Source organism: Ralstonia insidiosa (genome assembly GCF_008801405.1).
Classification (GTDB): domain Bacteria; phylum Pseudomonadota; class Gammaproteobacteria; order Burkholderiales; family Burkholderiaceae; genus Ralstonia; species Ralstonia insidiosa.
In genome coordinates, this window is the sequence record NZ_VZPV01000005.1 from 98,518 (window position 1) to 119,591 (window position 21,074).

Annotated in this window: 21 protein-coding genes; 5 read left to right on the plus strand and 16 right to left on the minus strand. The window is 64.2% G+C overall.

Annotation, left to right across the window (positions count from 1 at the left end; genetic code table 11):
- Positions 1-278 precede the first annotated feature (278 nt).
- A complete protein-coding gene (locus tag F7R11_RS25930; RefSeq protein WP_064806989.1) occupies positions 279-1,691 on the plus strand; it encodes an APC family permease in 1,413 nt (470 codons plus the stop codon).
- Here F7R11_RS25930 and F7R11_RS25935 read toward each other — a convergent pair.
- From F7R11_RS25935 to F7R11_RS25955, 5 genes are all read right to left on the minus strand, one after another.
- Positions 1,688-2,131: an Hpt domain-containing protein gene (locus F7R11_RS25935; RefSeq protein WP_064809026.1), complete on the minus strand. Its 444-nt coding sequence runs from the start codon at positions 2,129-2,131 to the stop codon at positions 1,688-1,690. The genes F7R11_RS25930 and F7R11_RS25935 overlap by 4 nt on opposite strands.
- Before the next feature lie 173 nt (positions 2,132-2,304).
- Entirely contained in the window at positions 2,305-5,400 is a 3,096-nt protein-coding gene (locus F7R11_RS25940) for an efflux RND transporter permease subunit (RefSeq protein WP_064806991.1), read from the minus strand.
- 2 nt (positions 5,401-5,402) lie between these two features.
- A complete protein-coding gene (locus tag F7R11_RS25945; protein WP_064806993.1) occupies positions 5,403-6,563 on the minus strand; it encodes an efflux RND transporter periplasmic adaptor subunit in 1,161 nt (386 codons plus the stop codon).
- 4 nt (positions 6,564-6,567) lie between these two features.
- Complete coding sequence (locus tag F7R11_RS25950; RefSeq protein ID WP_064809027.1) at positions 6,568-7,821, minus strand: TolC family protein; 1,254 nt, start codon at positions 7,819-7,821, stop codon at positions 6,568-6,570.
- Between the two features lie 305 nt (positions 7,822-8,126).
- A complete protein-coding gene (locus tag F7R11_RS25955) occupies positions 8,127-8,513 on the minus strand; it encodes a MerR family transcriptional regulator (RefSeq protein ID WP_064806995.1) in 387 nt (128 codons plus the stop codon).
- Between the two features lie 84 nt (positions 8,514-8,597).
- Between F7R11_RS25955 and F7R11_RS25960 the strand changes: the two genes are divergently transcribed.
- Positions 8,598-9,020 (plus strand): hypothetical protein, encoded by a 423-nt coding sequence (locus F7R11_RS25960; RefSeq protein ID WP_064806998.1) that lies wholly within the window; start codon positions 8,598-8,600, stop codon positions 9,018-9,020.
- On the opposite strand, the gene F7R11_RS25965 is transcribed toward F7R11_RS25960, so the two are convergent.
- From F7R11_RS25965 to F7R11_RS25995, 7 genes are all read right to left on the minus strand, one after another.
- Entirely contained in the window at positions 9,017-9,454 is a 438-nt protein-coding gene (locus tag F7R11_RS25965) for a BON domain-containing protein (protein WP_064807001.1), read from the minus strand. The two genes, F7R11_RS25960 and F7R11_RS25965, sit on opposite strands and share 4 nt — an antisense overlap.
- 84 nt (positions 9,455-9,538) lie before the next feature.
- Positions 9,539-10,024, minus strand: coding sequence for a DoxX family protein (locus F7R11_RS25970; protein ID WP_021192537.1), 486 nt, complete (start codon positions 10,022-10,024; stop codon positions 9,539-9,541).
- A complete protein-coding gene (locus F7R11_RS25975; RefSeq protein WP_064807003.1) occupies positions 10,021-10,800 on the minus strand; it encodes an HvfC/BufC N-terminal domain-containing protein in 780 nt (259 codons plus the stop codon). Before F7R11_RS25975 ends, F7R11_RS25970 begins: the two co-directional genes overlap by 4 nt.
- Complete coding sequence (gene bufB, locus F7R11_RS25980) at positions 10,787-11,653, minus strand: MNIO family bufferin maturase (protein ID WP_064807006.1); 867 nt, start codon at positions 11,651-11,653, stop codon at positions 10,787-10,789. The genes F7R11_RS25975 and bufB overlap by 14 nt, the downstream gene beginning before the upstream one ends.
- Before the next feature lie 29 nt (positions 11,654-11,682).
- Positions 11,683-11,949, minus strand: coding sequence for a BufA1 family periplasmic bufferin-type metallophore (locus tag F7R11_RS25985; RefSeq protein ID WP_048931458.1), 267 nt, complete (start codon positions 11,947-11,949; stop codon positions 11,683-11,685).
- A gap of 295 nt (positions 11,950-12,244) precedes the next feature.
- A complete protein-coding gene (locus F7R11_RS25990) occupies positions 12,245-12,496 on the minus strand; it encodes an H-NS family nucleoid-associated regulatory protein (protein ID WP_064807009.1) in 252 nt (83 codons plus the stop codon).
- 148 nt (positions 12,497-12,644) lie between these two features.
- Positions 12,645-13,571, minus strand: a complete 927-nt coding sequence (locus tag F7R11_RS25995) for a DMT family transporter (protein WP_064809028.1) — start codon at positions 13,569-13,571, stop codon at positions 12,645-12,647.
- Between the two features lie 134 nt (positions 13,572-13,705).
- Between F7R11_RS25995 and F7R11_RS26000 the strand changes: the two genes are divergently transcribed.
- Complete coding sequence (locus F7R11_RS26000; protein ID WP_021192532.1) at positions 13,706-14,158, plus strand: Lrp/AsnC family transcriptional regulator; 453 nt, start codon at positions 13,706-13,708, stop codon at positions 14,156-14,158.
- A gap of 11 nt (positions 14,159-14,169) precedes the next feature.
- Here the strand turns inward: F7R11_RS26000 and F7R11_RS26005 are convergent, their stop codons facing one another.
- Positions 14,170-15,387 (minus strand): cystathionine beta-lyase, encoded by a 1,218-nt coding sequence (locus F7R11_RS26005; protein ID WP_257784476.1) that lies wholly within the window; start codon positions 15,385-15,387, stop codon positions 14,170-14,172.
- Between the two features lie 70 nt (positions 15,388-15,457).
- Between F7R11_RS26005 and F7R11_RS26010 the strand changes: the two genes are divergently transcribed.
- Both F7R11_RS26010 and ggt read left to right on the plus strand, forming a co-directional pair.
- Entirely contained in the window at positions 15,458-15,934 is a 477-nt protein-coding gene (locus F7R11_RS26010; protein WP_064807014.1) for an Lrp/AsnC family transcriptional regulator, read from the plus strand.
- 141 nt (positions 15,935-16,075) lie between these two features.
- Positions 16,076-17,812: a gamma-glutamyltransferase gene (ggt, locus tag F7R11_RS26015; protein ID WP_064807019.1), complete on the plus strand. Its 1,737-nt coding sequence runs from the start codon at positions 16,076-16,078 to the stop codon at positions 17,810-17,812.
- 69 nt (positions 17,813-17,881) lie between these two features.
- On the opposite strand, the gene F7R11_RS26020 is transcribed toward ggt, so the two are convergent.
- From F7R11_RS26020 to F7R11_RS26030, 3 genes are all read right to left on the minus strand, one after another.
- Positions 17,882-18,955: a 4-hydroxyphenylpyruvate dioxygenase family protein gene (locus F7R11_RS26020; RefSeq protein WP_064807021.1), complete on the minus strand. Its 1,074-nt coding sequence runs from the start codon at positions 18,953-18,955 to the stop codon at positions 17,882-17,884.
- An 80-nt stretch (positions 18,956-19,035) separates the two neighbouring features.
- Positions 19,036-20,226: an MFS transporter gene (locus tag F7R11_RS26025; protein ID WP_064807024.1), complete on the minus strand. Its 1,191-nt coding sequence runs from the start codon at positions 20,224-20,226 to the stop codon at positions 19,036-19,038.
- A gap of 5 nt (positions 20,227-20,231) precedes the next feature.
- Positions 20,232-21,065: a shikimate dehydrogenase family protein gene (locus F7R11_RS26030; RefSeq protein ID WP_064807030.1), complete on the minus strand. Its 834-nt coding sequence runs from the start codon at positions 21,063-21,065 to the stop codon at positions 20,232-20,234.
- Between the last annotated feature and the right edge of the window lie 9 nt (positions 21,066-21,074).

The following is a 21,074-nucleotide window of genomic DNA, read 5'->3' on the forward strand; positions in this document are numbered from 1 at the left end:
CCGCCGGCCGCAGAGGGACTGCGCCGACGTTGCCCGCGAAGATAGTGATGCGCCCTGTTCTAAATCAATAGTTGTAGAAATCCGTTGTATTGCGGGATACGCAACATGCAGCCTAACCAAGTGATTTATGTGATCAAAAACATAAATAATCCTTAGGAATGGCTTTGCTGATGCCCGGCTTGTGCTTGACATCAAATCGGTTGGTGTTGTGGTTAGGAGCGCCAATACTGCAGTTGAAGACGGGCAGTGCCTGAGCAGCCGGACAACGGAGGTGGGGGATGACGATGCGTACAACGGATACGCCCGCGCAGCCGGAGCAGGCTGGGCTCGACACCCAGGCCTTGGGTGTCGGCGAATCCGTTGTGATGGGCGTAGCGGGCACCGCGCCCGCCTTCAGCATTGCCGCCACCACGGCCACGTTGATTGCCGCGGTGGGTGCGCTCGCGCCCGCAAGCCTGCTGTATTGCGGGCTGATCATGTTTGGTGTGACCTTTGCCTACCTGCACCTGAATCGCATCAACCCGCACGCAGGCGCGGCGTATGCCTGGGTGGGCGCCATCTTCAACCGCACGCTGGGCTTTTTTACCGGCTGGGCGCTGCTGGTGGCCTCTGGCGTGTTCATGGTGTCGGGCACGATCCCGGCGGCAACCGCCACGCTCACGCTGGTGGCACCGTCGCTGGCCGACCAGCCGGCCGTGGTCGCGCTGGTGGCTGCCGCGTGGCTGCTGGCGGTAAGCGCCGTCATCATCAAAGGCATCAAGCTGACGAGCTATTCGCAGGTCGCCATGACGGTGGTGGAGACCGTCATCCTGATTGCGCTGATTGCACTGGCGGTGTCGAAGTTCGGTGCGCACCCGGCGCATGCGCTGTCGTGGGCTTGGCTGTCACCGGGCGCATTCACGCCGCAGCTTTTCGCCACGGGCGCGCTCACGGCGTTGTTCTTCTTTTGGGGCTGGGACGTGACCGTCAACCTGACGGAAGAAACACGCGACGCCAATCACGCACCGGGCCGCGGCGCGCTGTGGGCCATGGTGATCGTGCTCGCGCTGTTCATGGGTTTTGCCGCCGTGATCCTGCTCGTGTTGAACGATGCGGAGATCGAGCAATCCAGCACCAACGTCATCTTTGCCGTGGCCGACAAGCTGTTGCCGCGCCCGTGGAGCTACGTGGCCGTGGTGGCCGTCATGCTCAGCACGATCGGCACGCTGGAGACCTCCATCCTGCAGTTCACGCGCACGCTCTACGCCAAGGGGCGCGACGGCATGCTGCACGCCCGCTATGCCAGGCTGCACAAGACCTGGCACACGCCGTGGATGGCCACGGCTGTGATCACCACGATTGGGCTGGTGCTGCTGTTTGGCGCGTCGTTCTTTCCAAGCATCAACGCGATCATCAAGGATTCGGTCAATGCCATCGGCTTTCAGGTGGCGTTCTACTACGGGCTGGCCGGCTTTGCCTGTGCGTGGCACTACCGGCGCGATGCGCTGCGCTCGGTGTTCGATGCGGTGTTTCTGGTGCTGTGGCCGCTGGGCAGTGCGCTGTTCTTGTGGTTCATTGCGGCCTACAGCGTACCGACGTTCGATTGGGCGACCAACCTGATTGGCCTGGGCGGCATTGCGATCGGTGTCGTGCCGCTGCTACTCAATCGGAGGCTGGCCGAGCGCAATGGGCGGCTGGCTGGCAACCCTTAGCCGGCGGTTGCCGAGTCCGGCCAGGCGCAGCGGCTGATCTGCTGGCGGAACGCATCTGCCAGCGCGTACAGGTGCGTGAAGTTCAACCGCATCTCCGCCGCGCGCTCGTGATATGGCCCGACGCTTTGCGCAATGCGCTCAATGGCACGTGCGGCATCACCGATGGCCACATGCCCCAGCATACGGGACGAGCCCACGATCCTATGCGAGGCTTCGATGATCTGCGCATCCACACCGTTGCGCAGGGCCTGATCGAGGTTGGCGAGGTCCTGTTCGACCGTCTCGGTAAACAAGTCGACGATAAAGCGCCACTGCTGCAGGTCGAGGCCGAACAGCTCGGTCAGCGTGCAGATGACCTGGGGAGGAAGCAGGCCGGCGATGATGGCGTGACTGGCCTCGTCGGAGGCGGGGGCTGCGGGCGTGTCGCGGAAGGGCTGCATGGGGTGGCGCGTGGATTTGGACTCGAACCACACTTTGCGTGCCGGGCCTGCCTGCAGCAATGAGATTCGTCCGATTTGGAGGCGCGCCAAGTACGAACGTGCAGGCCCAAAAAACAAATCGGGCGTACCGCTTGTGAGGCGATACGCCCGACCGGGCTGTGCGCGCTTGAGGCTCAGGGCAGCATGGCAGCAGTCGGCGTGACGTCCGGCTCGCGCGGCGGCGTGCCGCGATTGCGGTGCGCCCACGTGAACACCACCGGCAGCACCAGCAGCGTGAGGATCGTCGTCGTCACCATGCCGCCGACGATCACCAGCGCCAGCGGGCGCTGCGCCTCAGAGCCGATGCTGTGCGACAGCGCCGCCGGCAACAGACCGAGGCCTGCCAGCATGGCCGTCATGATGACCGGGCGCAGGCGCAGCGCGGCACCCTCTACCGTCGCTTCATGCAGGTTCTCGGAGTGCGCCAGGCGGTTGACGTACGAGATCAGAATCACCCCGTCCTGAATGGCGATCCCGAACAGCGACAGGAAGCCGATACCCGCCGAGATCGACAGCGTCTCGTTGGCGATATGCAGCGCCAGCAACCCGCCGATGGCCGCAAACGGCACGTTCAGCACCACCATCAGCGCGTCCTTGAAGTTGCCGAACGTGCTGTAGAGCAGCAGGAAGATCACCAGGATCGTCAGCGGCACGATCACCATCAGCTTGCCCTGGGCGACCTTCATCTCGTTGAACTGGCCGTCCCATTTGACGGTGTAGCCCTCAGGCAGCTTGACGTTGTTGCCCACCATGCGCTGCGCCTCGTCCACTGCGCTGCCGAGGTCGCGCCCACGCACCCCGAACTTGATGGCGATGTAGCGCTTGCCTTCTTCGCGGTAGATGAAGAACGGGCCGTCGGTCATCTGCACCTTGGCGATCATCGACAGCGGGATGTGCTGGCCGTCCGGCGTGTCGATCAACAGCTCGCGGATGGCGTCATACGACGCACGCGACTGCTGGTTCAGGCGCACTGCCAGGCCGAACGATTTCTCGCCTTCCAGGATCTGCGTGACCGGCGAGCCGCCGATGGCGTACTGCACGAGATTCTGCACGTCGCTCACGTTGATGTTGAAGCGCGCGGCGGCCTGGCGATCAATGGAGACGTTCAGCGTCGGCTGACCCAGTTCGCGGAAGATGCCCACGTCCACCAGACCCTGCACCTTCTTGAGCTGCGTCTGGATTTCGGTGGCCTTGGCTTCAAGCATGTCGAGGTCGTTGCCGAACAGCTTGACCGAGTTCTCGCCCTTCACGCCCGAGAGCGCCTCATCCACGTTGTCCTGGATGTACTGCGAGAAGTTGTATTCGATGCCCGGAATCTTCTCCAGATGCTTGGCCAGACGCTCGACCAGATGCGCCTTGGTTACACCGGGGCCCCATTTGTCGGGCGACGAGAAGTACAGGCCGTACTCCTGGTTGAACACACCGGTGGAGTCGGTGCCGTCATCCGGCCGGCCGATCTGTACCGAGACCTTCTCAATTTCCGGTTGCTTGCCGAAGTACGTGCGCAGGTCGTTGGCGACCGAGGCGGAGTAGTTCAGGTCCACCGTGTTCGGCAGCGTGATGCGCAGCCAGAGGTTGTTCTCTTCCAGTGTCGGCAAGAATTCCGTGCCCAGGAAGCTGGCGCTGTACAGCGTCAGGCCCAGTGCGGCGAGGGCAGCGGCAAACACCGTCTTGGGGCGTGCGATGAGGCGGTGCAAGAGCGGCTTGTACCAGCGCAGGATCGCGCCCACAAAGGCCGGCGAATGCGGATGCAGCGACTTGCCGAACACGAACGACGTGGCGGCCGGCACGAAGGTCAGGCTCAGCACGATCGAGGCCATCAGCGCAAAGCCCATCGTGAACGCCATCGGCTTGAAGATGATGCCTTCCACACCGCCGATGAAGAACAGCGGCGAATACGCCACGATGATGATGCCCGTGGAGAAGATCATCGCGCGCTGCACTTCGTTGGTGGCCTTGACGATGGCGTCTTCCAGCTTGTCAGCGCCTTCTTCCAGGTGACGCATGATGTTTTCCATCACGATCACCGCCGCATCCACGATCACGCCAAAGTCGATCGCGCCCAGCGAGATCAGGTTGGCCGGCACATGGAAGTGCTCCATGTTGATGAACGACACGCACAGTGCCAGCGGAATCACCGCTGCCACCACGGCCGCCGCACGCAGGTTGCCCAGGAACACGAACAGCACCGCCAGCACCAGCGAGATACCCACCACCAGCGTGTGTTCCACCGTTCCCATGGTGATGTCGAGCAGTACTTGGCGGTCGTAGAACGGCTTGATCTGGATGTCCTTCGGCAGGATGCTGTTGTTCAGCTCGGCAACCTTGTCGCGCACCTTGGCCAGCACCTCGGTGGCATTGGCGTCGCGCTTGAGCAGCACGATGCCTTCCACCACGTCGGGCTGGTCGTTGTACTGCACCATGCCCAGACGCTGCACGTTGCCGACTTCCACTTCGGCAATGTCGCGCACACGCACCGGCACGCCGTTGTTGGCAGCCACCACCACGTTACGGATGTCTTCCACCGTCTGCAGCAGGCCCACGCCGCGCACCACGAACTGCTGTTCGCCGTCGCGCAGCAGGTTGCCGCCGGTGTTGTTGTTGGCATTGCCGATGGCCGTGATGAGCTGCGACAGCGTGATGCCGTACGACTGCAGCTTCGCCGGCGACGGCACGATGTGATACTCCTTCACCTTGCCGCCGAAGGAGCTCACGTCCGCCACACCCTGGACGTGCTTGAGCTCCTTGGTGATGTCGTAGTCCTGGTAGCTCTTGAGCGTGGTGAGATCCACGCCGTCGCCCACCAGGCGGAATCGCATGATTTCGCCGGTGGCGTCGGAGTCCGGGCTCAGGGCAGGTTGGATGCCCGTGGGCAGATTGGCCTGTGCGAGGTATTGCGAAAAGTTCTGACGCGCCTTGAAGCTGTCTGTGCCTTCCTTGAACTTGAGCGTCACCACCGACAGGCCGAACAGCGACACCGAACGGAACGACTGCACGTCCGGCACACCGGCCAGCGCGTTCTCGATGGGGATGGTGATCTGCTGCTCGACTTCGGTCGTGCTGCGGCCTGGCCACTGCGTAATGGCCTGTACCGACAGTGGCGCCACGCCCGGATACGCCTGCAGCGGCAGCTCACGGAACGACAGGATGCCCGCGACCAGCAGCGCGATCGCCAGGAAGACGATCAGCAGCCGCCGCTTGAGAATGCCCGCGATCGGGTTGAAGCTCATGCCTACGCCCCCGCCTTCACGATCATTTCATTGAGCAGGGCGGCGCCGCGCACCACCACTTGCGATGAAGCATCCAGACCGGCTGTGACCGCAAAGCTGCCATCGGCGCCCGTGTCCTTGCCTTGCACCTGCACACGCTTGAAGTGCTTGGCATCGCTTTGCACGATCACGTAGTAGCTGCCACGCTCCTTGACCAGCGCGGACTTTGGCACCACCGAGGCCATGCCTGTGCCGATCTGGATGCGCGCGGTCGAGTACATCTCGGGGCGCAGCAGGCCGTCGGGGTTGGGCACGTCGCAGCGCACGGTCAGCGTGTGCGTGGCGGGGTCGATGTTGGGGGCGATGAAGCTCACGCGGCCGGTGAAATCGCGGTCCGGATACGCTGCCGTGTGCAGCGTGATCGGCTGGCCGATGTGCACGCTGGCAATGTCGTTCTCATACAGATTGCCGGTGAACCACAACTGGCGCGTATCGACGATGCTCATGAACGAGTCGCCCACGTTCAGGAAGGCACCTGGGTCCATGTTGCGCTTGACGATGGTGCCCGAGATGGGCGCACGCAGCGTCATGTGCTCGGCGGGTGCGCCACGCTTGGCAATCTGCGCGACATCCGCGTCGGTCAGGCCCAGTACGTGCAGTCGACCCGCAGCGGATTGCACGGTGGCCTCCGCATCTTCCTGCAAGTCTTTCATGTTGGAGCCCTTGAGCTGGCGCGCAGTGCTGAGCGCAAGCAGGTACTCCTTCTGGGCGGAGATGAAATCTGGCGAGTACAGCTCCGCCAGCGGCTGGCCTTCCTGCACCAGCGCACCTTCAAACACCAGGATGCGATCCAGTCGGCCCGCCACGCGGGAAGACGCCAGCTTGGTGCGCTCCGCGTTAAAGGCCAGCTTGCCGGGGCTGGACAGCTCCACTGGCACAGTGCGCTGGCCGACTTGCACGACCTGCACCTGCTGCGGGTCGAAGCCGCCGGCCGGGATTTCCACGGAATCGGGTTTCGGGCGCGCAGCGGCTACAGCGGGGGCAGATGCTGCGTTGCTTGCAGGCTTGGCGGCGTCGGCAGCGTTGGGCGACGGGGCGGCGGGCCATTTGCGCCCCACCACCACGCCAACGGCAACAGCGGCAGCCAGGGCAATCACGGCAACGGTAGGAGAGAACTTCTTCATGGTCTTATTGAGCTTGAACCGGCGAACGGCCGGTGGCCGCGAGCAATGCGTGATAGGCCTGCAGGGCCGTGGCCTGCGCCTGGGCGACCGCCAGTTCGGCGTTCTTGAGTGCGCCCTGCGCGGTCAGCAGGTCATTGAAATCGGCGTTGTTGCTGGCGTAGTTGGTCATCGTCACGCGATAGGCCGCCAGCGCCTGCGGCAGTTGCCGCTGCTTGTTGAAGTCGAGCTGCGCGAGCGTCTGGCGCAGCGTGTTGTACGAGGTATCAACGGCCAGCAGCGTCTGCTGACGCACGGACACGTCATTGGCCTCGGTGGCGATCTGGCTTTCCACCGCCTGGTTCACGCCGTACTTCTCTTTGGTGAAGAACCAGAACGGGATGATCAGATCCAGCTCGATCTGATAGCTGTTCGGGCGCACGCCGTACGGCGGGTTGTCGGTCGTGACCGTGGCGATGACCTGGAAGTCAGGCAGGTACGCCTTGCGCGCCAGCGTCACGCTCTTGCGTGCGGCGTCGATCAGCTCGGCTGAGGCCTTGATCGACGGGTGCTCGCGCAGCGCCTGGTTTTCCAGCTCCGGCAGCGGCTCGTCGGGCAGGCGCACGGATTCGTCGTCGGTGCGCAGCTCCAGCGGGAAGCTCGGCTCTTTGCCGATGAGGGTGTTGAGTGTCTGCAGCGTGATGTCGTACTGGCGCTGCGCAGCAAACAGATCGTTCTGCGCGCTGCTCTGCATGACCTGCGCGTTGAGGAAATCGGCATACGCCGCCGCATTGTTGGCGTAGCGCACGCGCGTGATCTGCTTGACCTGCTCCAGGCGCGTGATGGTCAGCTTCTGCACGTCGATCTGCTTCTGCAGCGAGATCGCCTGGTAATACGTGGTCGAAAGCTGTGCGTAGAGCTGCAGGTACAGCGCGTCGGACTGGGCGTTCAGTGATTCGGCCTGGCGGTCGGCAATCTCAGCCGCCAGCGATTTCTTGCCCGGAAACGGAATCTGCTGCGTCAGGTTGTACTGGCTGCCGCCCGCGCGGTTGACGGCCAGCGGGAACCCCTTGGGGATGCTGTTCCAGATGTAGCCGATCTGCGGGTTGTTGGGCGCAGCCAGTTGCGGCGGCACGGCCTTGGCCGACAGGTAGGTATGGCGGGCCTGCATAAGCTGCGGGTTGTTGCTCTTCAACTCTTGAAGCAGCTCAACCAGGTTGAAGCCAGGCCCCGTCACGCCTGCCACCGATGGCTTGACCGGCGGCATGGTGGCGACGGGCAGGCTGGCAGCAGCCGGCGTGGTCGGCATCGGTACCGGTGTGGCCGGTTTTGACGTGCCTGCCCATGCCGCTGTCAGCGGCAGGCTGGTCGCCACGCACAGCGCGGCCCAGGCACATGGATGGATTGCACCCCAATGTTTCACTGCAAAGACTCCCCTTGAGACGGGTGCGTTTTTACCGACGCGATCTTTCAAGCGCCTTTCACGACTCAGCAAGCCGTCAGGAGGTGGGAAAACGCGAAAAACCGCGGCAAATCGCTCCAAGGCGGCAGTCTGCGTCAGTTATATGACAAGACATGCTGGCCTTCTCAGGTTGGCGCAAGTGGGCACGGCAGGCCCAACCGCGTAGCCAGGGCGTCGCGCATGGCCTGCAGGCTGGCGATGCGGGCGTCGATGCTGGACAGCTTTTCGCGCAGCAGGGCGGTGACGGCGGCATCCGTGTCGGGTTGCTGCCACACCAGGTTCATGCCCTCGCCAATTTCGGCCAGCGTGAAGCCGAGTTGCTGGGCCGTGCGCACGTAGCGCACCAGTTCAACGGTTTCGGGCGGGTAGGCGCGGTAACCGTTGCTGCGTCGCCGCGCACGGATCAGGCCGCGCGCCTCGTAAAAGCGCAGGCCGTCGCGCGAAACGTCGGTGGCGGCGGCCAGATCGCCGATGGAAAGATCGTCGGTGCGGGCGGGGAGGGTGGCGGGCATAGGGTCTCGCAACAGAAACGGGCTTGACCTTGGAGCGTACACCAGGGTTTACGGTGATGCTTCTTTCACTTCTGGAGTCTTGCCGTGGTTTCCGAATCGACTTTTCTACGCATCGTGCGCGCCAGCGCCTGGTACGACCTGATCGTGTCCGCACCGTTTGCCACGCCGTGGACGTTCGCGTTGCTGCATCAAGCCTTGAATGCGCTGGCCGGTGCGCTGGGTATCGGCAGCCTGCCGGCGTTCGAGCCGGCGCATCTGCTGATGGCCAACCTGATGGGCTCTGTGGTGTGCGTGTGGTCGGTGCTGCGACTCCGGCAGGCCAGTGTGACGCTGGGCCGTTACGACGCCGTTGCGCGTTGGCTCTTTTCAGCCTGGCAAGCGTTCGCGTTGATGTCGGGGGCCACGCTGCTGGTGGTGCCGTTCCTGATCGCGGAGGTGGGTTTCGGGCTGTTGCAGTTGATGCCGGTGGGGCGCGTGCCCGCCCGTACGGGCACGCAACATGCTTAGCGCGCGGCTGGAGCGCTGGCCGGTGCTGCGGGCGGCAGGCCGGCCGGGATCAGCGGGCCGCCGCCGAGCACCTGGCTGCGGGAGAGGATTCGCAGCTGGTTGTCCAACTTGGCAGGATCAACGAAGCGCTTGACGTCTTCGCCTGCGCGGCGGGCCATTTCAGCGGAATCGACCCAGCCGGTGAGGGTGACCTTGCCTTCCGGCGTGGTGTGGATGCGGATCTGGCGGGTATTCAAGGCCGTGTCCTGATCAAGTGCGGCCTTCACCTGATACGACAGCAGGGAGTCGTCGGTCATGCGGGCGCCAGTGCGGTCGGGGCCATCGCCCCAGGCGCAGGCCGTCAGCACCGATGCGGCGCCGATTGCAGCCAGTACGCCGATCTGGCGGCGTGGCATACCGGCGCGGACTACCAAGGACAACGAGGGGAAGCGCATCGATGCTCCTGAAAAAAATGGCGACAGGCCCACATGATAAGCCTGTCGCCCTGCACCGAAACTGCGCGTCTTACGCTCTGCTGGTCAATATGCGTGACCCGGCGCGGCGGTTTGCTTGCGCTGCCACAGCGTCTGCAACGCCAGCCGGCCCGGCCCAACCGTCGCCACGATCGCGATCAGCACACCCCACACGAAGTGAAACTCGATGGCCGAGGCGGACAGGTTTGCCCAGTACGACAGCGCGGCCACGACGTTGACGAAGAACAACCCTGCCGCCGCCAGCCGCGGCACGATACCGATCAACATCAACGACGGGAGGACCACTTCGCCAAAGGTGCCCAGCGCTGCTGCCAGCATGGGCGGCAGCAGCGGGACCTTGTACTCCTCGGTGAAGAGCAGCACGGTGGTGTCCCAGTCGTGCAGCTTGGTCAGGCCCGAGCGGAAGAATACGTAGAAGAGGTACGCCCGCACGATCAGCAGGATGAGCGAGCACAGCCCGCTCTGCGGGCCGGCAAAGCGATCGAGCGTGGCGCGGATGCGTGTGAGCGGGGCAAGGGTAGCGGTGTTCATGGTGTGTCTCCAAGGATCGAGCCCTGGGGTGCAGGGTGCGTGGACAGCGCGAGCAACCCCGCGCGATAGAGGCCGGCCAGGCAGGCGGTCAGATCGAAATCCGCCTGCGCAGTCAGTGTTTGCGTGAGGGCGGCCTGCAATGATGGTGTTGCATCGCAGGCAGCGAGAAATACGGCGGTGCTCGGATCGAGGTCGAGCACGACGACGCGGTGATCTTGCACAGTGACGACCGCCGCTTCAGGCGTGCTGAGGTCGATGCTGCTCAATGCGATGGCTGCGTCGGGCTGATGCGCCCGCCAGATCGACACAACCGGCCACGGCGAGGCCACATACCAAGCCCCGTCGACGAGACCGGCGCGGAGGGTGTCCGCCGGCTGTGCGAGCAGCGCGCCGAGCGCGGCAGCGTCCAGCGCCTGGGTGTGCGCATCCGGTGCGTAGTGCGCCCAGTGCACGCGCCATTCCAAGCGGGCCACGTCAGCCAGATACGGCACGCTGCCTGCCAGCGGCGATAGCGCGATGACTTCGGGCAAGGCATCGCCATAGCGATGCAGGTTCGCAGAGGTTGAGCCCTGCACCGCCAGCGTGTCGCGCACGATGGCATCGAAGCAGTCATCGCCGACGAGCGCTCGGCAGACCGGATACGCACCGGCCAGCGTGTTGCGCAGGATGGCCAGGCGCGTGTTGCGATAGACGGCCACGCCGCGCGCGTCATCATCGCCCGTGGGTGGTGTTGTGAGCGTGCTGATCAGATGGGATTCCCAGTCAGGCAGGCGCATGGTCGCTCTCCGTGACTGTGGAACTATGACGGTCGAGAATGACCTGCGCGCGTTCAGCTTCCTGCAGCAGCACCTGCACAGGCGGGATGTCGGCATCCCACTCGATGAGCGTCGGACGCGCACCGTGGGCGGCGATCCATGCTTCGTAGATCGCCCAGACAGGCGCATGGACCGGCGCGCTGTGCGTGTCGATCAGCATGCCGTCTTCTGTACTGAACCCGGCCAGGTGAATCTCACCCACCAGCGTTGGGTCGATGTCGGCCAGCACCGATTCGACTGTCACGCCGTGGTTGACGCTGTTGACGTAGAGATTGTTGAGGTCCAGCAGGATGCCGCAGCCGGTGCGGCGCGCGAGTGCAGTCAGGAAGGCGCCTTCAGAGACGGCCTCCTCGGCATCGACCAGCGCGCGGCAATCGATATACGCGGCGATGTTTTCAATCAGCAGCGGCCGCTTGAGAATGTCCTGCGCGCGCATGACGTTGGCGCACACGAGGTCGAGCGACTCGCGGGAATAGGGCAGGGGCAGCAGGTCGTTGACGACCTGGGCACCGCTGCGGTTGAAGCACAGGTGCTCGGATATGGCGTTGGGCGCAACGGCATCGGCCAGCGTGGCGATGGCGCGCACGTGGTCAATGTCCAATCCATCGGCATTGCCGAGCCCCATGCCCACGCCGTGCAGGCTCACGGGCTGGAGCGCCCGTGCGGCCAGCAGCGCGGCGCGGGCCGGGCCGCCATACAGGTAGTTCTCGCTGTGCACTTCCACCCAGGGGAAGCGAGCCTCCCCGTGCAGCAGGGCGGGAAAATGCGGGGCGCGCAGGCCTGCGCCGGCGCACGTGGGCAGAGTGGTCTGCATGGCGGTCACCCGGTTCCGTCGGCTGACGCTTACTTGGACGGCGCTTGCATCGTGCCGCCCATCTGCGCGCAGGTGCCGGCCGGCACGTACTTCCACGACATCGGGTCCTTGTCGATCTTCGATTGGCCGGCGCAGGCGTGGGCGCTGCCCGGGCTGGCGCAATCGTTCTGGCCGGCCTTGGCCACGCCGTAACACTTTTCCTTGCCGGCAGCGTCTGCCGCTTGCACCGGAGTCGACAGAGCGCCCAGTGCGAGCAGGCTACCTAGGGCGGCGGCGATGATGGCTTGTTGTTTCATTTGCGTTCTCCTTGATTGAGCAGGTGTCTTTTGACCAGCAAAGGCGTGATTGCCTCGCTGTACGGTGCGCTGCGGCAATGCGCAAACGCGTTCCGTGCAACTTGGTCGCCGCACTGACAGATTCCTGATACGGAAAACGAAAATTTTTTTTGGAGGGCGAAAAACCGCATTGCCCAAGAAAAAAGGCGACCCGAAATGGGCCGCCTTCAGGCAGAACAGGGTGGACGCCAATAGATTGCGCGCGACGCATTTGCAATGCGCCGCCAGTGGCTACCCCAGATGGGCACCGCATTCTTTAGCTTACGCGGAAATGCTCGATGCTCTGTCCGGCATTCACTGCGCGCTTCAGCCAGTCGGGCATGTCGCCTGCGCCGTCCCAACGCTGACCGTCGGCGCTCATATAGATGGGGCCGGCGGGTGGGGGCGGTAAATCGAAGCAGCCTCGTGCCTGCAGGTCTTCGACCGACAGCGCATAGGTTTGCATTTGTTCCTGGATCCAGGCGATCGCGGCCTCGCGGCCCGGTTGTGGCGGGTGGCCTTCCTTCATCTTGTGCGTATGTTCTGGAGTTCTGCGTCCGTCCGGCGTCAAGAGAGAGAGACGGGCGCAGGGCGCGCCCGGGTGGCCGGCGGAAAACGCACAAGAATAACAGCAGTTGGGCAGCGGATTCGTGTTGTGGGGGCTTAAGCGTATTGCATTATTTGACAGCGGCCGAATCTGCCCCCGGACGCAGCCACCGACGCAACCAGCGACGCAACCACCAATAAGGCGACCAACCCAGGTTCATGCCCGCCGCCGCCAGCAGGATGGCCCCCGCCCCCAGAAACTGCGCCAGCTGCAGCCGATGCCCGAAGGCAAGGATGTCAACGGCAATCGCAACGATCGGGTAGATGAACGACAGCGACCCCGTCAGATGCGTCGGCAACCGCTGAATAGCGCCGTACAGCAGGATGTACATCAGCCCGGTGTGCACCACGCCCACCGTCACCAGCAACACCCACGTATGGGCATCGGCCGGCGGATGTGACAGGTTGGCCAGCGGCGCCAGCATCAGCACGCCCACGCACACCTGGATGAGCGCAATCAGGTGCGGTGGCGTGCCGGCCAGCTTCTTGGTGATGATGGCCGCCACCGCGTAGGCAAACGCCGCACCCAGCGCCAGCGCGATGCCCATCAGGTAGTCCGTGCCGCTAGCCGCCGCCGGCCCTACTTGCACGATCAGCACGACCCCGACAAAGGCGATGGCCAGCCAGGTCAGCTTGGCTGCCGTCAGGCGCTCCGATAGAAACAGGGCACCCAGTCCCACCAGCATGAACGGCTGCGTGTTGTAGACCGCCGTAGCAATCGAGATGGACGCCCGCGGATACGCAGCAAACAGCAGCAGCCAGTTGATGACGATGGCCACCCCGCCCAATGCGGCAATGCCGGCGCGCTTCCAGGTGATGGCGCCGCGCAGCAACCCCAGCCCCGCGCACACCGCCAGCAGCGTGAGTGCACCGAACAGGCAGCGCCAGAACACCACGTCCATCACCGGTTGACCCGAGCGGACCACGAACCAGCCGATCGTCCCGGAAATCGTCATGGCGGTGGTCATCTCGACCGTGCCGCGTGTCTTGTCGTTCATGCCTGCCACCCCGTGCATTGGATGTGAGAAGGATCGCACGCGCATTGCCAGACTTCCATTGCTTTTCTGAGGCAAACTGATGGTTCTTGTTAATGAAATAAGGCCAAAAACGCCAATGGCCGTTGGGAGGTGCAATGAGCACGATTGATGCGCTGGATCAGCGGATTCTGGATGTCCTGCTGACCGATTCCCGTAGCTCGCTCAAGCAACTGGCCGAGCAGGTGGGGCTGTCGTCCCCCAGTGTGTCGGAGCGTCTGCGCCGGTTGGAAGAGCGCGGCGTGATCCGCCATTACACGGTCGACATCGACCCCAAGGCGCTGGGCTACACGCTGCAGGCCATCGTGCGCGTGCGGCCCATGCCGGGCAAGCTGCATATCGTGCAGAAGCTGATCGAAGAAATTCCGGAGATTGGCGAATGCGACAAGGTCACGGGCGAGGATTGCTTCATCGCCCGGCTGTATGTGCGCTCGATCGACCAGCTCGACCACATCCTCGATCGTGTGGCCGATCACGCCGAGACCAACACCGCCATCGTCAAGGCCCAGCCGGTGCGGCGGCGTGCGCCGCCGTTTGTGTCGGCTGATTGATGTATTGGGCGCTATGCAGTGACAGCCTGCTGGGTGGTGAACGCGTGCGCCATGGCTTGCCGCAGATCGGCAATCAGGTCTTCCGGCGCCTCCAGTCCGACATTGAGCCGCACCAGGCGGCCGCGATAGTGGCGGTTCGGACGCGCCAGATCGGGATACGGCATCACCAGGCTGCTTGTGCCGCCCCAGCTCATGCCAATCCGGAACACACGTAGCGCATCGATAAATGCATTGACCTGTGCGGCGGACACGCTCTCCTGAAACACCACCGAGAACACGCTGGTCGCGCCGGTAAAGTCGCGCCTCCAGAATTCGTGCCCCGGGCATGACGGCAACGCCGGATGCAGCACGGTCGCAATGCAGTCCTGCAGATGCAGCCAGCGCGCCACCGCAAGCGTGGAGGCCTGCAGGCGCTCCAGCCGCAGCCCCAAGGTTTGCAGGCCGCGCAGTGCCAGGCTGCAGTCATCGGGCGATGCGCCCATGCCCAGGTCGGCAAACGCACTCCCCACGCGCTCGAACATGGCGTCCGAGTTGACCGAGACCGAGCCGAGCAACAGGTCGCTGTGGCCGCCCACGTACTTGGTCAGCGCCTGCATGCTGATGTCGACCCCGTGGGCGAAGGCGTCGAAATACACGCCAGTTGTATACGTGTTGTCGAGCGCAACCGGCACGCCGCGCGCGTGCGCTGCCGCCACGATGGCCGGCACGTCCTGCACTTCCATCGTGACCGAGCCAGGGCTTTCGGTCCAGACGAGCGTTGTGTTCGGGCGGATGAGTGCTGCAATGCCGGCGCCGATGAGCGGGTCGTACGTTTGCACCTCGATGCCCATGCGTTTGAGCAGGCCGTCGGCCATGGCGCGGTTGGGCCCATAGGCGTTGAACGGCACCAGCGCGTGGCTGCCCGCGCCGCAGCAGGCCAGATAGACGAGCGCGATGGCCGCCTGCCCACCCGGCACGATAAAGCTATGGCGGGCACGTTCCAGTTGCGCAATTCGCGCACCCAGTTCGATGGCGGTGGGCGTGCCGTAAAGACCGTAGGTGTAGCCGTGCTGGGCGTGGCGCCAGTCGTCCACCACCTGTGCCGCGTTGTCGAACAACACGGTTGAGCCGCGGTAGACCGGGGTCGCCAGCGACCGAAAGCCGCCGGGGGCAAGCGGTTCCGGGTTGACGAGCTGTGAATGCCAATGCATGGGAGGAGCCTCTGCAGACGCGTGACCACGAAATCCTATGTCACGTCCGTAGAGCAATTTCCGCTATTCTGCGCAGTTAGACGCAAAAATTTCTCACCTTGAGCCTGTCATGGCCGCGCAGAAACCGCTCGAACTCGACACCTTCGACATCGCCATCCTCAACGCCGTGCAGCGGTGCTACACCATGCCGTTGCGTGTGATCGGGGAGCAGGTGAATCTGTCGACCGCCGCCGTGCAGCGGCGCATCAAGCGGATGGAAGAGGCGGGCGTCATCGTCGGCAACGTGGCGGTGGTGGACCCGGAGCGGGTGGCCAAGCCCATTACCGTGATTGTCGAGGTGCATGCGGAGCGCACCAATACCGCAGCCATGGTTGCACTCAAGAAAGCGCTGTCCGGCCCCGAGGTGCAGCAGTGCTATTACGTGACCGGCGAGGCTGACTTCGTACTCATCCTCAACGTGGCCACGATGACGGAATACGAAGCCCTGGCGCGCCGCATGTTCGACGACAACGACAACATCAAGTGGTACCGCACGGCGGTGGTGCTCAATCGCGTGAAGGTCGGGCTCGAGGTGCCGCTGGGCTAACGCTGTACGGCCCACCGCCTGCGCAAGGCGTCAATACGGGGATGAGGCTATAGTGCCCGAGCACGCCGCCTGATAAGGTTCGCGCGCCGATAACACGTACGCCGGCACAACCGGCGTCCAGAAGGTACCAAAGGAGCTCCTATGCAGAATCCAAGAACAGGCATGCGGTGGATCGCCGCCGCAATCGCATCGGTCAGCATCGCTGCCGTTGCCCCCTCATACGCCGCCTCCGTGGCGCCGGTTGCCGCAGAAAACGGAATGGTCGTCTCCGCGCAGCACCTCGCCACCATGGTGGGCGTGGACGTGCTCAAGCGCGGCGGTAACGCAGTCGACGCGGCCGTGGCAGTCGGCTATGCGCTGGCCGTGGTTTATCCCGCAGCCGGTAACCTGGGCGGCGGTGGTTTCATGACCATCCAGCTGGCCGATGGCCGCAAGACCTTCCTCGACTTCCGTGAAGTCGCGCCGAAGGCCGCCACCGCCAACATGTACCTGGACAAGGACGGCAACGTCATCAAGGGCGCCTCTACCAAGGGCCATCTGGCTGTGGGCGTGCCGGGCACGGTGTCGGGCATGGAATACGCCCGCCAGAAGTACGGCACCATGCAACGCGCTGCATTGATCGCACCGTCCATCGCACTGGCTGAAAAGGGGTTCACCCTCGATCAGGGCGACGTCGACATGCTGCACACCTCCACCAAGGACTTCCAAGAGGATGCTGCTTCGGGCGCGATCTTCCTGAACAAAGGCCAGCCCTTCCAGGTGGGTGAGAAGCTGGTGCAGCATGACCTGGCCAAGACGCTGCGCGAGATCAGCAACAAGGGCACCGACGGCTTCTACAAGGGCTGGGTCGGGGAGGCCATTGCTGCATCGAGCAAGGCCGGTGGCGGTCTGATTACGACGGCAGACCTGACGAGCTACAAGACGCGTGAACTGGCGCCGGTCGAGTGCGATTACCGCGGCTACCACGTGGTCTCCGCACCGCCCCCGAGCTCGGGCGGCGTGATCATCTGCGAGATGCTGAACATTCTGGAAGGCTATCCGCTCAAGGAGCTGGGCTGGCACTCCGCGCAGGCGACGCACTACCAGATCGAAGCCATGCGCCACGCCTATGTGGACCGCAACAGCTATCTGGGCGACCCGGACTTCGTGAAGAACCCGCTGGACCGTCTGCTGAGCAAGGACTACGCGGCCAAGATCCGTGCCGTGATCGACCCGAAGAAGGCGGGCGTGTCGAAGGACATCAAGCCGGGCGTGGAGCCGCATGAGGGCAGCAACACGACGCACTACTCGATTGCGGACAAGTACGGCAACGCCGTGTCGGTCACGTACACGCTCAACGACTGGTTTGGCGCCAAGGTCACGGCCGCCAAGACGGGCGTGATCCTGAACGACGAGATGGATGACTTCACCGCCAAGGTTGGTGTGCCGAACCTGTACGGTCTGGTGCAGGGTCAAGCCAACTCGATCGCCCCGGGCAAGCGTCCGCTGTCTTCCATGAGCCCGACCATCGTCACCAAGGACGGCAAGCCTGTCATGGTGGTGGGCACGCCGGGTGGCAGCCGCATCATCACGGCCGTCATGCTGACCATGATCAACGCCATCGACTACGACATGAACGTGCAGGAAGCCGTGGATATGCCCCGCTTCCACCAGCAATGGCTGCCGGACGTGACCAACGTCGAGCCGTACGCGCTGTCGCCGGATACGCGCAAGGTGCTGACCGACATGGGCCACAACCTTGGCGCGCCGCAGCCGGCCAATCACCTGGCGGCCATCATCGTTGGTGCGCCGTCGCTGGGCGGCAAGCCGGTGGGCAACAACAAGTTCTATGGCGCTAATGATCCGCGTCGCAATACGGGTCTGGCTGCCGGTTACTGATCGGCACCGCACCACAAAAAAGCCCGCCAGAGTTTCGGCGGGCTTTTTTCATGGTTGGGTGGAAGCGGGTCAGGCCGCCGCGGTCAACACGGGTAGATTGCCCTCGCCGAAGCCATGGTGCCCGCGCCGCTGCACGATCTCGAAGAAGATTTCGCCCGGGTGGCGTTTGACAAAGGTCTGCAGGAACAGCTTGGGCACACCGTCGACGATCTCGCCATCGATCAGGATGCCGTACTGGCGCAGGGCACCGAGATCCAGACCATGCCCGGGCAGGCGTGCATCGACGGTGTCGTAATAGTGCGGCGGCGGCTCGACAAAGGTGAGGCCGTTGGCCGCCAGCGCGGCTGCCGTGTGCAGGATGTCGTCGGTGGCCAGTGCAATGTGTTGCACGCCTTCGCCGGGGTGGTCGGGCAGGTAGGCGTGCATCAGGTGGGCGCGGTGTGTGCCTTCTTCGTAGAGCGGAATCCGGATCGTGCCGCACGACGACACCATCACGCGGGAATCCGGCGCGACATGCCAATTGGTGTGCAGTTCGTGGATTTCGCTAAAGCCCAGTTGGTTGCGATAGAAATCGATCCAATCCTGCAGCCGGCCGGCGCCGACGGTTTGCGTCAGGTGGTCGACCCGCGCCAGCCCAACACCGGCGTGGTGCCAGTCTTCATGCGCGGTGGCAGGGTCCAGCGGCCGGAAGTCGATGTCGTAGATGGAGATGTCGCCCAGACCGCCCTTGGCGCCGTGCTTGCCGCGCCAGCGATCGACAAAATACAGGTGCGTATCGCCCACGCCCTGGATGGCAGGGATGACCAATTCACTCGGGCCGATCGGCTCGGCCTCGGCCGGCCATGCGCCCAGTTCGACAGCACGGTCATAGGCGCGCTGCGCATCATCGACGCGGATGCCGATCGCGCAGATGCCCACGCCGTATTCCTCGGCCCAACGGTAGGCGAAGGAGTCGGCCTCCGCGTTGACGAGGAAGTTCATGTCGCCCTGCCGGTACAGCGTCACGTCTTTGCTCACGTGGCGCGCGATGGCCTTGAAGCCAAACGATTGGAACATCTGCCCCAGTGCGGTCGGCTCCTGGGTGGCGAACTCGACAAACTCCAGGCCGGCGGTCTTGAACGGCAAGTCGGCATTGCGGCCCATGTGTGAACTCCTGTAGCTGAGCAAAGAGTGAGAACTCCGCATTGTGTACCACGCCTGTGGCAATGCGCACGCACCTGCGGCTATGCGGCAACCCTTTGCAGATTCGATGGACGCGGCAGCCTTGGCAGCCACACGAAGGCGATCGACGCCAGCACCGTGCCGGCAAGCATCATCGGCACGACCATGGGCCACGCGCCCAGGCTGTGCGATGGGTTGTCAAAGGCGGCAGCCGTTTGCCCCAGGCAGAAGGCGGCCAGCATCATGATGAAGCCCGACCATGACACCGCGCGCCCCGCAAGATGCGGAAGTTCGCCCACCGCGCCTGCCTGGCCGCAAGGCTGATGGATGCCGTGCCCCATGCAATAGACGCCGTGCCCAAGCAGCAGCGGCCATGCCTCCCCAGGGAGTAGCCAGCAGCCCAGCGCCTGGATGCCCGCGCCGCATAGGCTGAGCGTTGCGCCTTGCTGCACCGTCCGCACGAGGCTTTGGTGACGCAGCAGGCGCCGGCAAACGGTGGTGCTCACGATATAGACGAGCGAGCCGCCGGCCGGTATCCAGCCATACAGCGCGGGCGACAGGCCGAGGTAAGCGATGTAGACCATCGGCGAGAGCAGCAGGAAGCAGAACATGCCGGCGTAGGTCGTGGCGGCCAGCAGCCCCCAGACGCGAAAGTCCGCGCTGGCAAAGATCTCGCGCACGCCGCCGGCCTGGGTGTGTGTGTCTTGCCGGGTCTCGGCAAAGCCGTACCAGCACATCGCCCACAGCACGAGCGCATAGCCGCTCATGCCCGCGAGCACCCAGCGCCAACCGGCATGCTGCGCGACAAAGGCGCCCAGAATCGGCGCCACCAATGCCACGAAACCCAGCCCGGTGAGACCACGCGCCATCACATGAGGGCCGTCGCGCGCCGGATGCAGATCGCGTACGGCCGCACGTGCGCACACCAGGATGGCCGCCATGGCGAAACCCTGCATGGCACGCGCTGCCGTCAGCATTGGCGCGGTCATCGACAGGGCGCCGGCCAGCGCCGCAAGGGCGTAGCACGCCAGCCCGATCAGCAGCACCTGCCGACGGCCAAACCGATCGGCAAGGCTGCCCATCGGCAGTTGCCCAATGCCAAAGGCCAGCGCGAAAACCGTGAGGCTCGTGCTGACCGAGCCCAGCGCCTGGGCAATCGCGGGCAGGGCGGGGAGGTAGCTGTCGGTCGCCACTGGCTGCGCAGACAGCAACAGCGGCAGCAGCAGGGCAAAGCTCAGCGGGCGACGCGTCATCGAACTCAGTAGGCAATGGCTGCCGTACGCCGCAGTTCTTCTGCAGTTGCGGTGCCAAAGCCGAAGAATTCCAGGTAGGCGGGAATCATCTCGAACAGCATGTCGGTGCCCACCTGGACTTCGCAGCCCTTGTCGAGCGCCGCGCGCAGCAACGGAGTGAATTCCGACTTCATGACCACCTCGCCGACAAAGCAGCTGGGCGCGATGCGTGATACGTCGAAGGGCAGCGGGTCGTCGTCCTTCATGCCCACCGGGGTGGCGTTGACGACGACGTCGAAGCCGTCCGGGTCATTCGAGCCGGTGCGCACCACCAACGCCGGGTAGTGCTCGCGCAGACGCCGGCCCAGCGATTCAGCCGAGGCTGCGCGCGTGTCGTACAGGGCCAGCTCGCCAACACCGGCGGCGGCCAGGGACGCGGCAATCGCCGAGCCCACACCCCCCGCACCGGAGAGCAGCACGCGCGCGCCTTCCAATGTGTGCCCCTTTCGCAGCACGCCGCGCACAAAGCCTGCGCCATCAAACTGGTCGCCCAGCAGCGTGCCGTCTTCGCGCTTGAGCACCGCGTTGCACGCGCCGGCAATGCGCACAGCGGGCGTCACCTCATCGACCAGATCGACCGTGGTCACCTTGTGCGGCATGGTGATCAGTGCGCCGCGCAGATTGGTGAAGCGGAAGATCGACTGGAGGCTCTGCGTGTAGTCCTCCGCCTTGACCCCCATGGGCACCACAACGGCGTCGATGCCCTTCTGTTCGAACCAGGGGTTGTAGATCATCGGCGACTTGAAGGTCTCGGTCGGGTCGCCGATGTGGGCGATGAGGGTGGTTTTTCCAGAAATCATGGTTCAGGA

Coding starts and splice junctions, on each gene's coding strand:
- F7R11_RS25930 (WP_064806989.1), top strand. CDS start 279: ATGACGATGCGTACAACGGATACGCCCGCGCAGCCGGAGCAGGCTGGG.
- F7R11_RS26000 (WP_021192532.1), top strand. CDS start 13,706: ATGAGCACGATTGATGCGCTGGATCAGCGGATTCTGGATGTCCTGCTG.
- F7R11_RS25995 (WP_064809028.1), bottom strand. CDS start 13,571: ATGAACGACAAGACACGCGGCACGGTCGAGATGACCACCGCCATGACG.
- F7R11_RS25990 (WP_064807009.1), bottom strand. CDS start 12,496: ATGAAGGAAGGCCACCCGCCACAACCGGGCCGCGAGGCCGCGATCGCC.
- F7R11_RS25965 (WP_064807001.1), bottom strand. CDS start 9,454: ATGCGCTTCCCCTCGTTGTCCTTGGTAGTCCGCGCCGGTATGCCACGC.
- F7R11_RS25975 (WP_064807003.1), bottom strand. CDS start 10,800: ATGCGCCTGCCTGACTGGGAATCCCATCTGATCAGCACGCTCACAACA.
- F7R11_RS25945 (WP_064806993.1), bottom strand. CDS start 6,563: ATGAAGAAGTTCTCTCCTACCGTTGCCGTGATTGCCCTGGCTGCCGCT.
- F7R11_RS25940 (WP_064806991.1), bottom strand. CDS start 5,400: ATGAGCTTCAACCCGATCGCGGGCATTCTCAAGCGGCGGCTGCTGATC.
- F7R11_RS26030 (WP_064807030.1), bottom strand. CDS start 21,065: ATGATTTCTGGAAAAACCACCCTCATCGCCCACATCGGCGACCCGACC.
- F7R11_RS26020 (WP_064807021.1), bottom strand. CDS start 18,955: ATGGGCCGCAATGCCGACTTGCCGTTCAAGACCGCCGGCCTGGAGTTT.
- bufB (WP_064807006.1), bottom strand. CDS start 11,653: ATGCAGACCACTCTGCCCACGTGCGCCGGCGCAGGCCTGCGCGCCCCG.
- F7R11_RS25985 (WP_048931458.1), bottom strand. CDS start 11,949: ATGAAACAACAAGCCATCATCGCCGCCGCCCTAGGTAGCCTGCTCGCA.
- F7R11_RS26025 (WP_064807024.1), bottom strand. CDS start 20,226: ATGACGCGTCGCCCGCTGAGCTTTGCCCTGCTGCTGCCGCTGTTGCTG.
- F7R11_RS25955 (WP_064806995.1), bottom strand. CDS start 8,513: ATGCCCGCCACCCTCCCCGCCCGCACCGACGATCTTTCCATCGGCGAT.
- F7R11_RS25935 (WP_064809026.1), bottom strand. CDS start 2,131: ATGCAGCCCTTCCGCGACACGCCCGCAGCCCCCGCCTCCGACGAGGCC.
- F7R11_RS25970 (WP_021192537.1), bottom strand. CDS start 10,024: ATGAACACCGCTACCCTTGCCCCGCTCACACGCATCCGCGCCACGCTC.
- ggt (WP_064807019.1), top strand. CDS start 16,076: ATGCAGAATCCAAGAACAGGCATGCGGTGGATCGCCGCCGCAATCGCA.
- F7R11_RS26010 (WP_064807014.1), top strand. CDS start 15,458: ATGGCCGCGCAGAAACCGCTCGAACTCGACACCTTCGACATCGCCATC.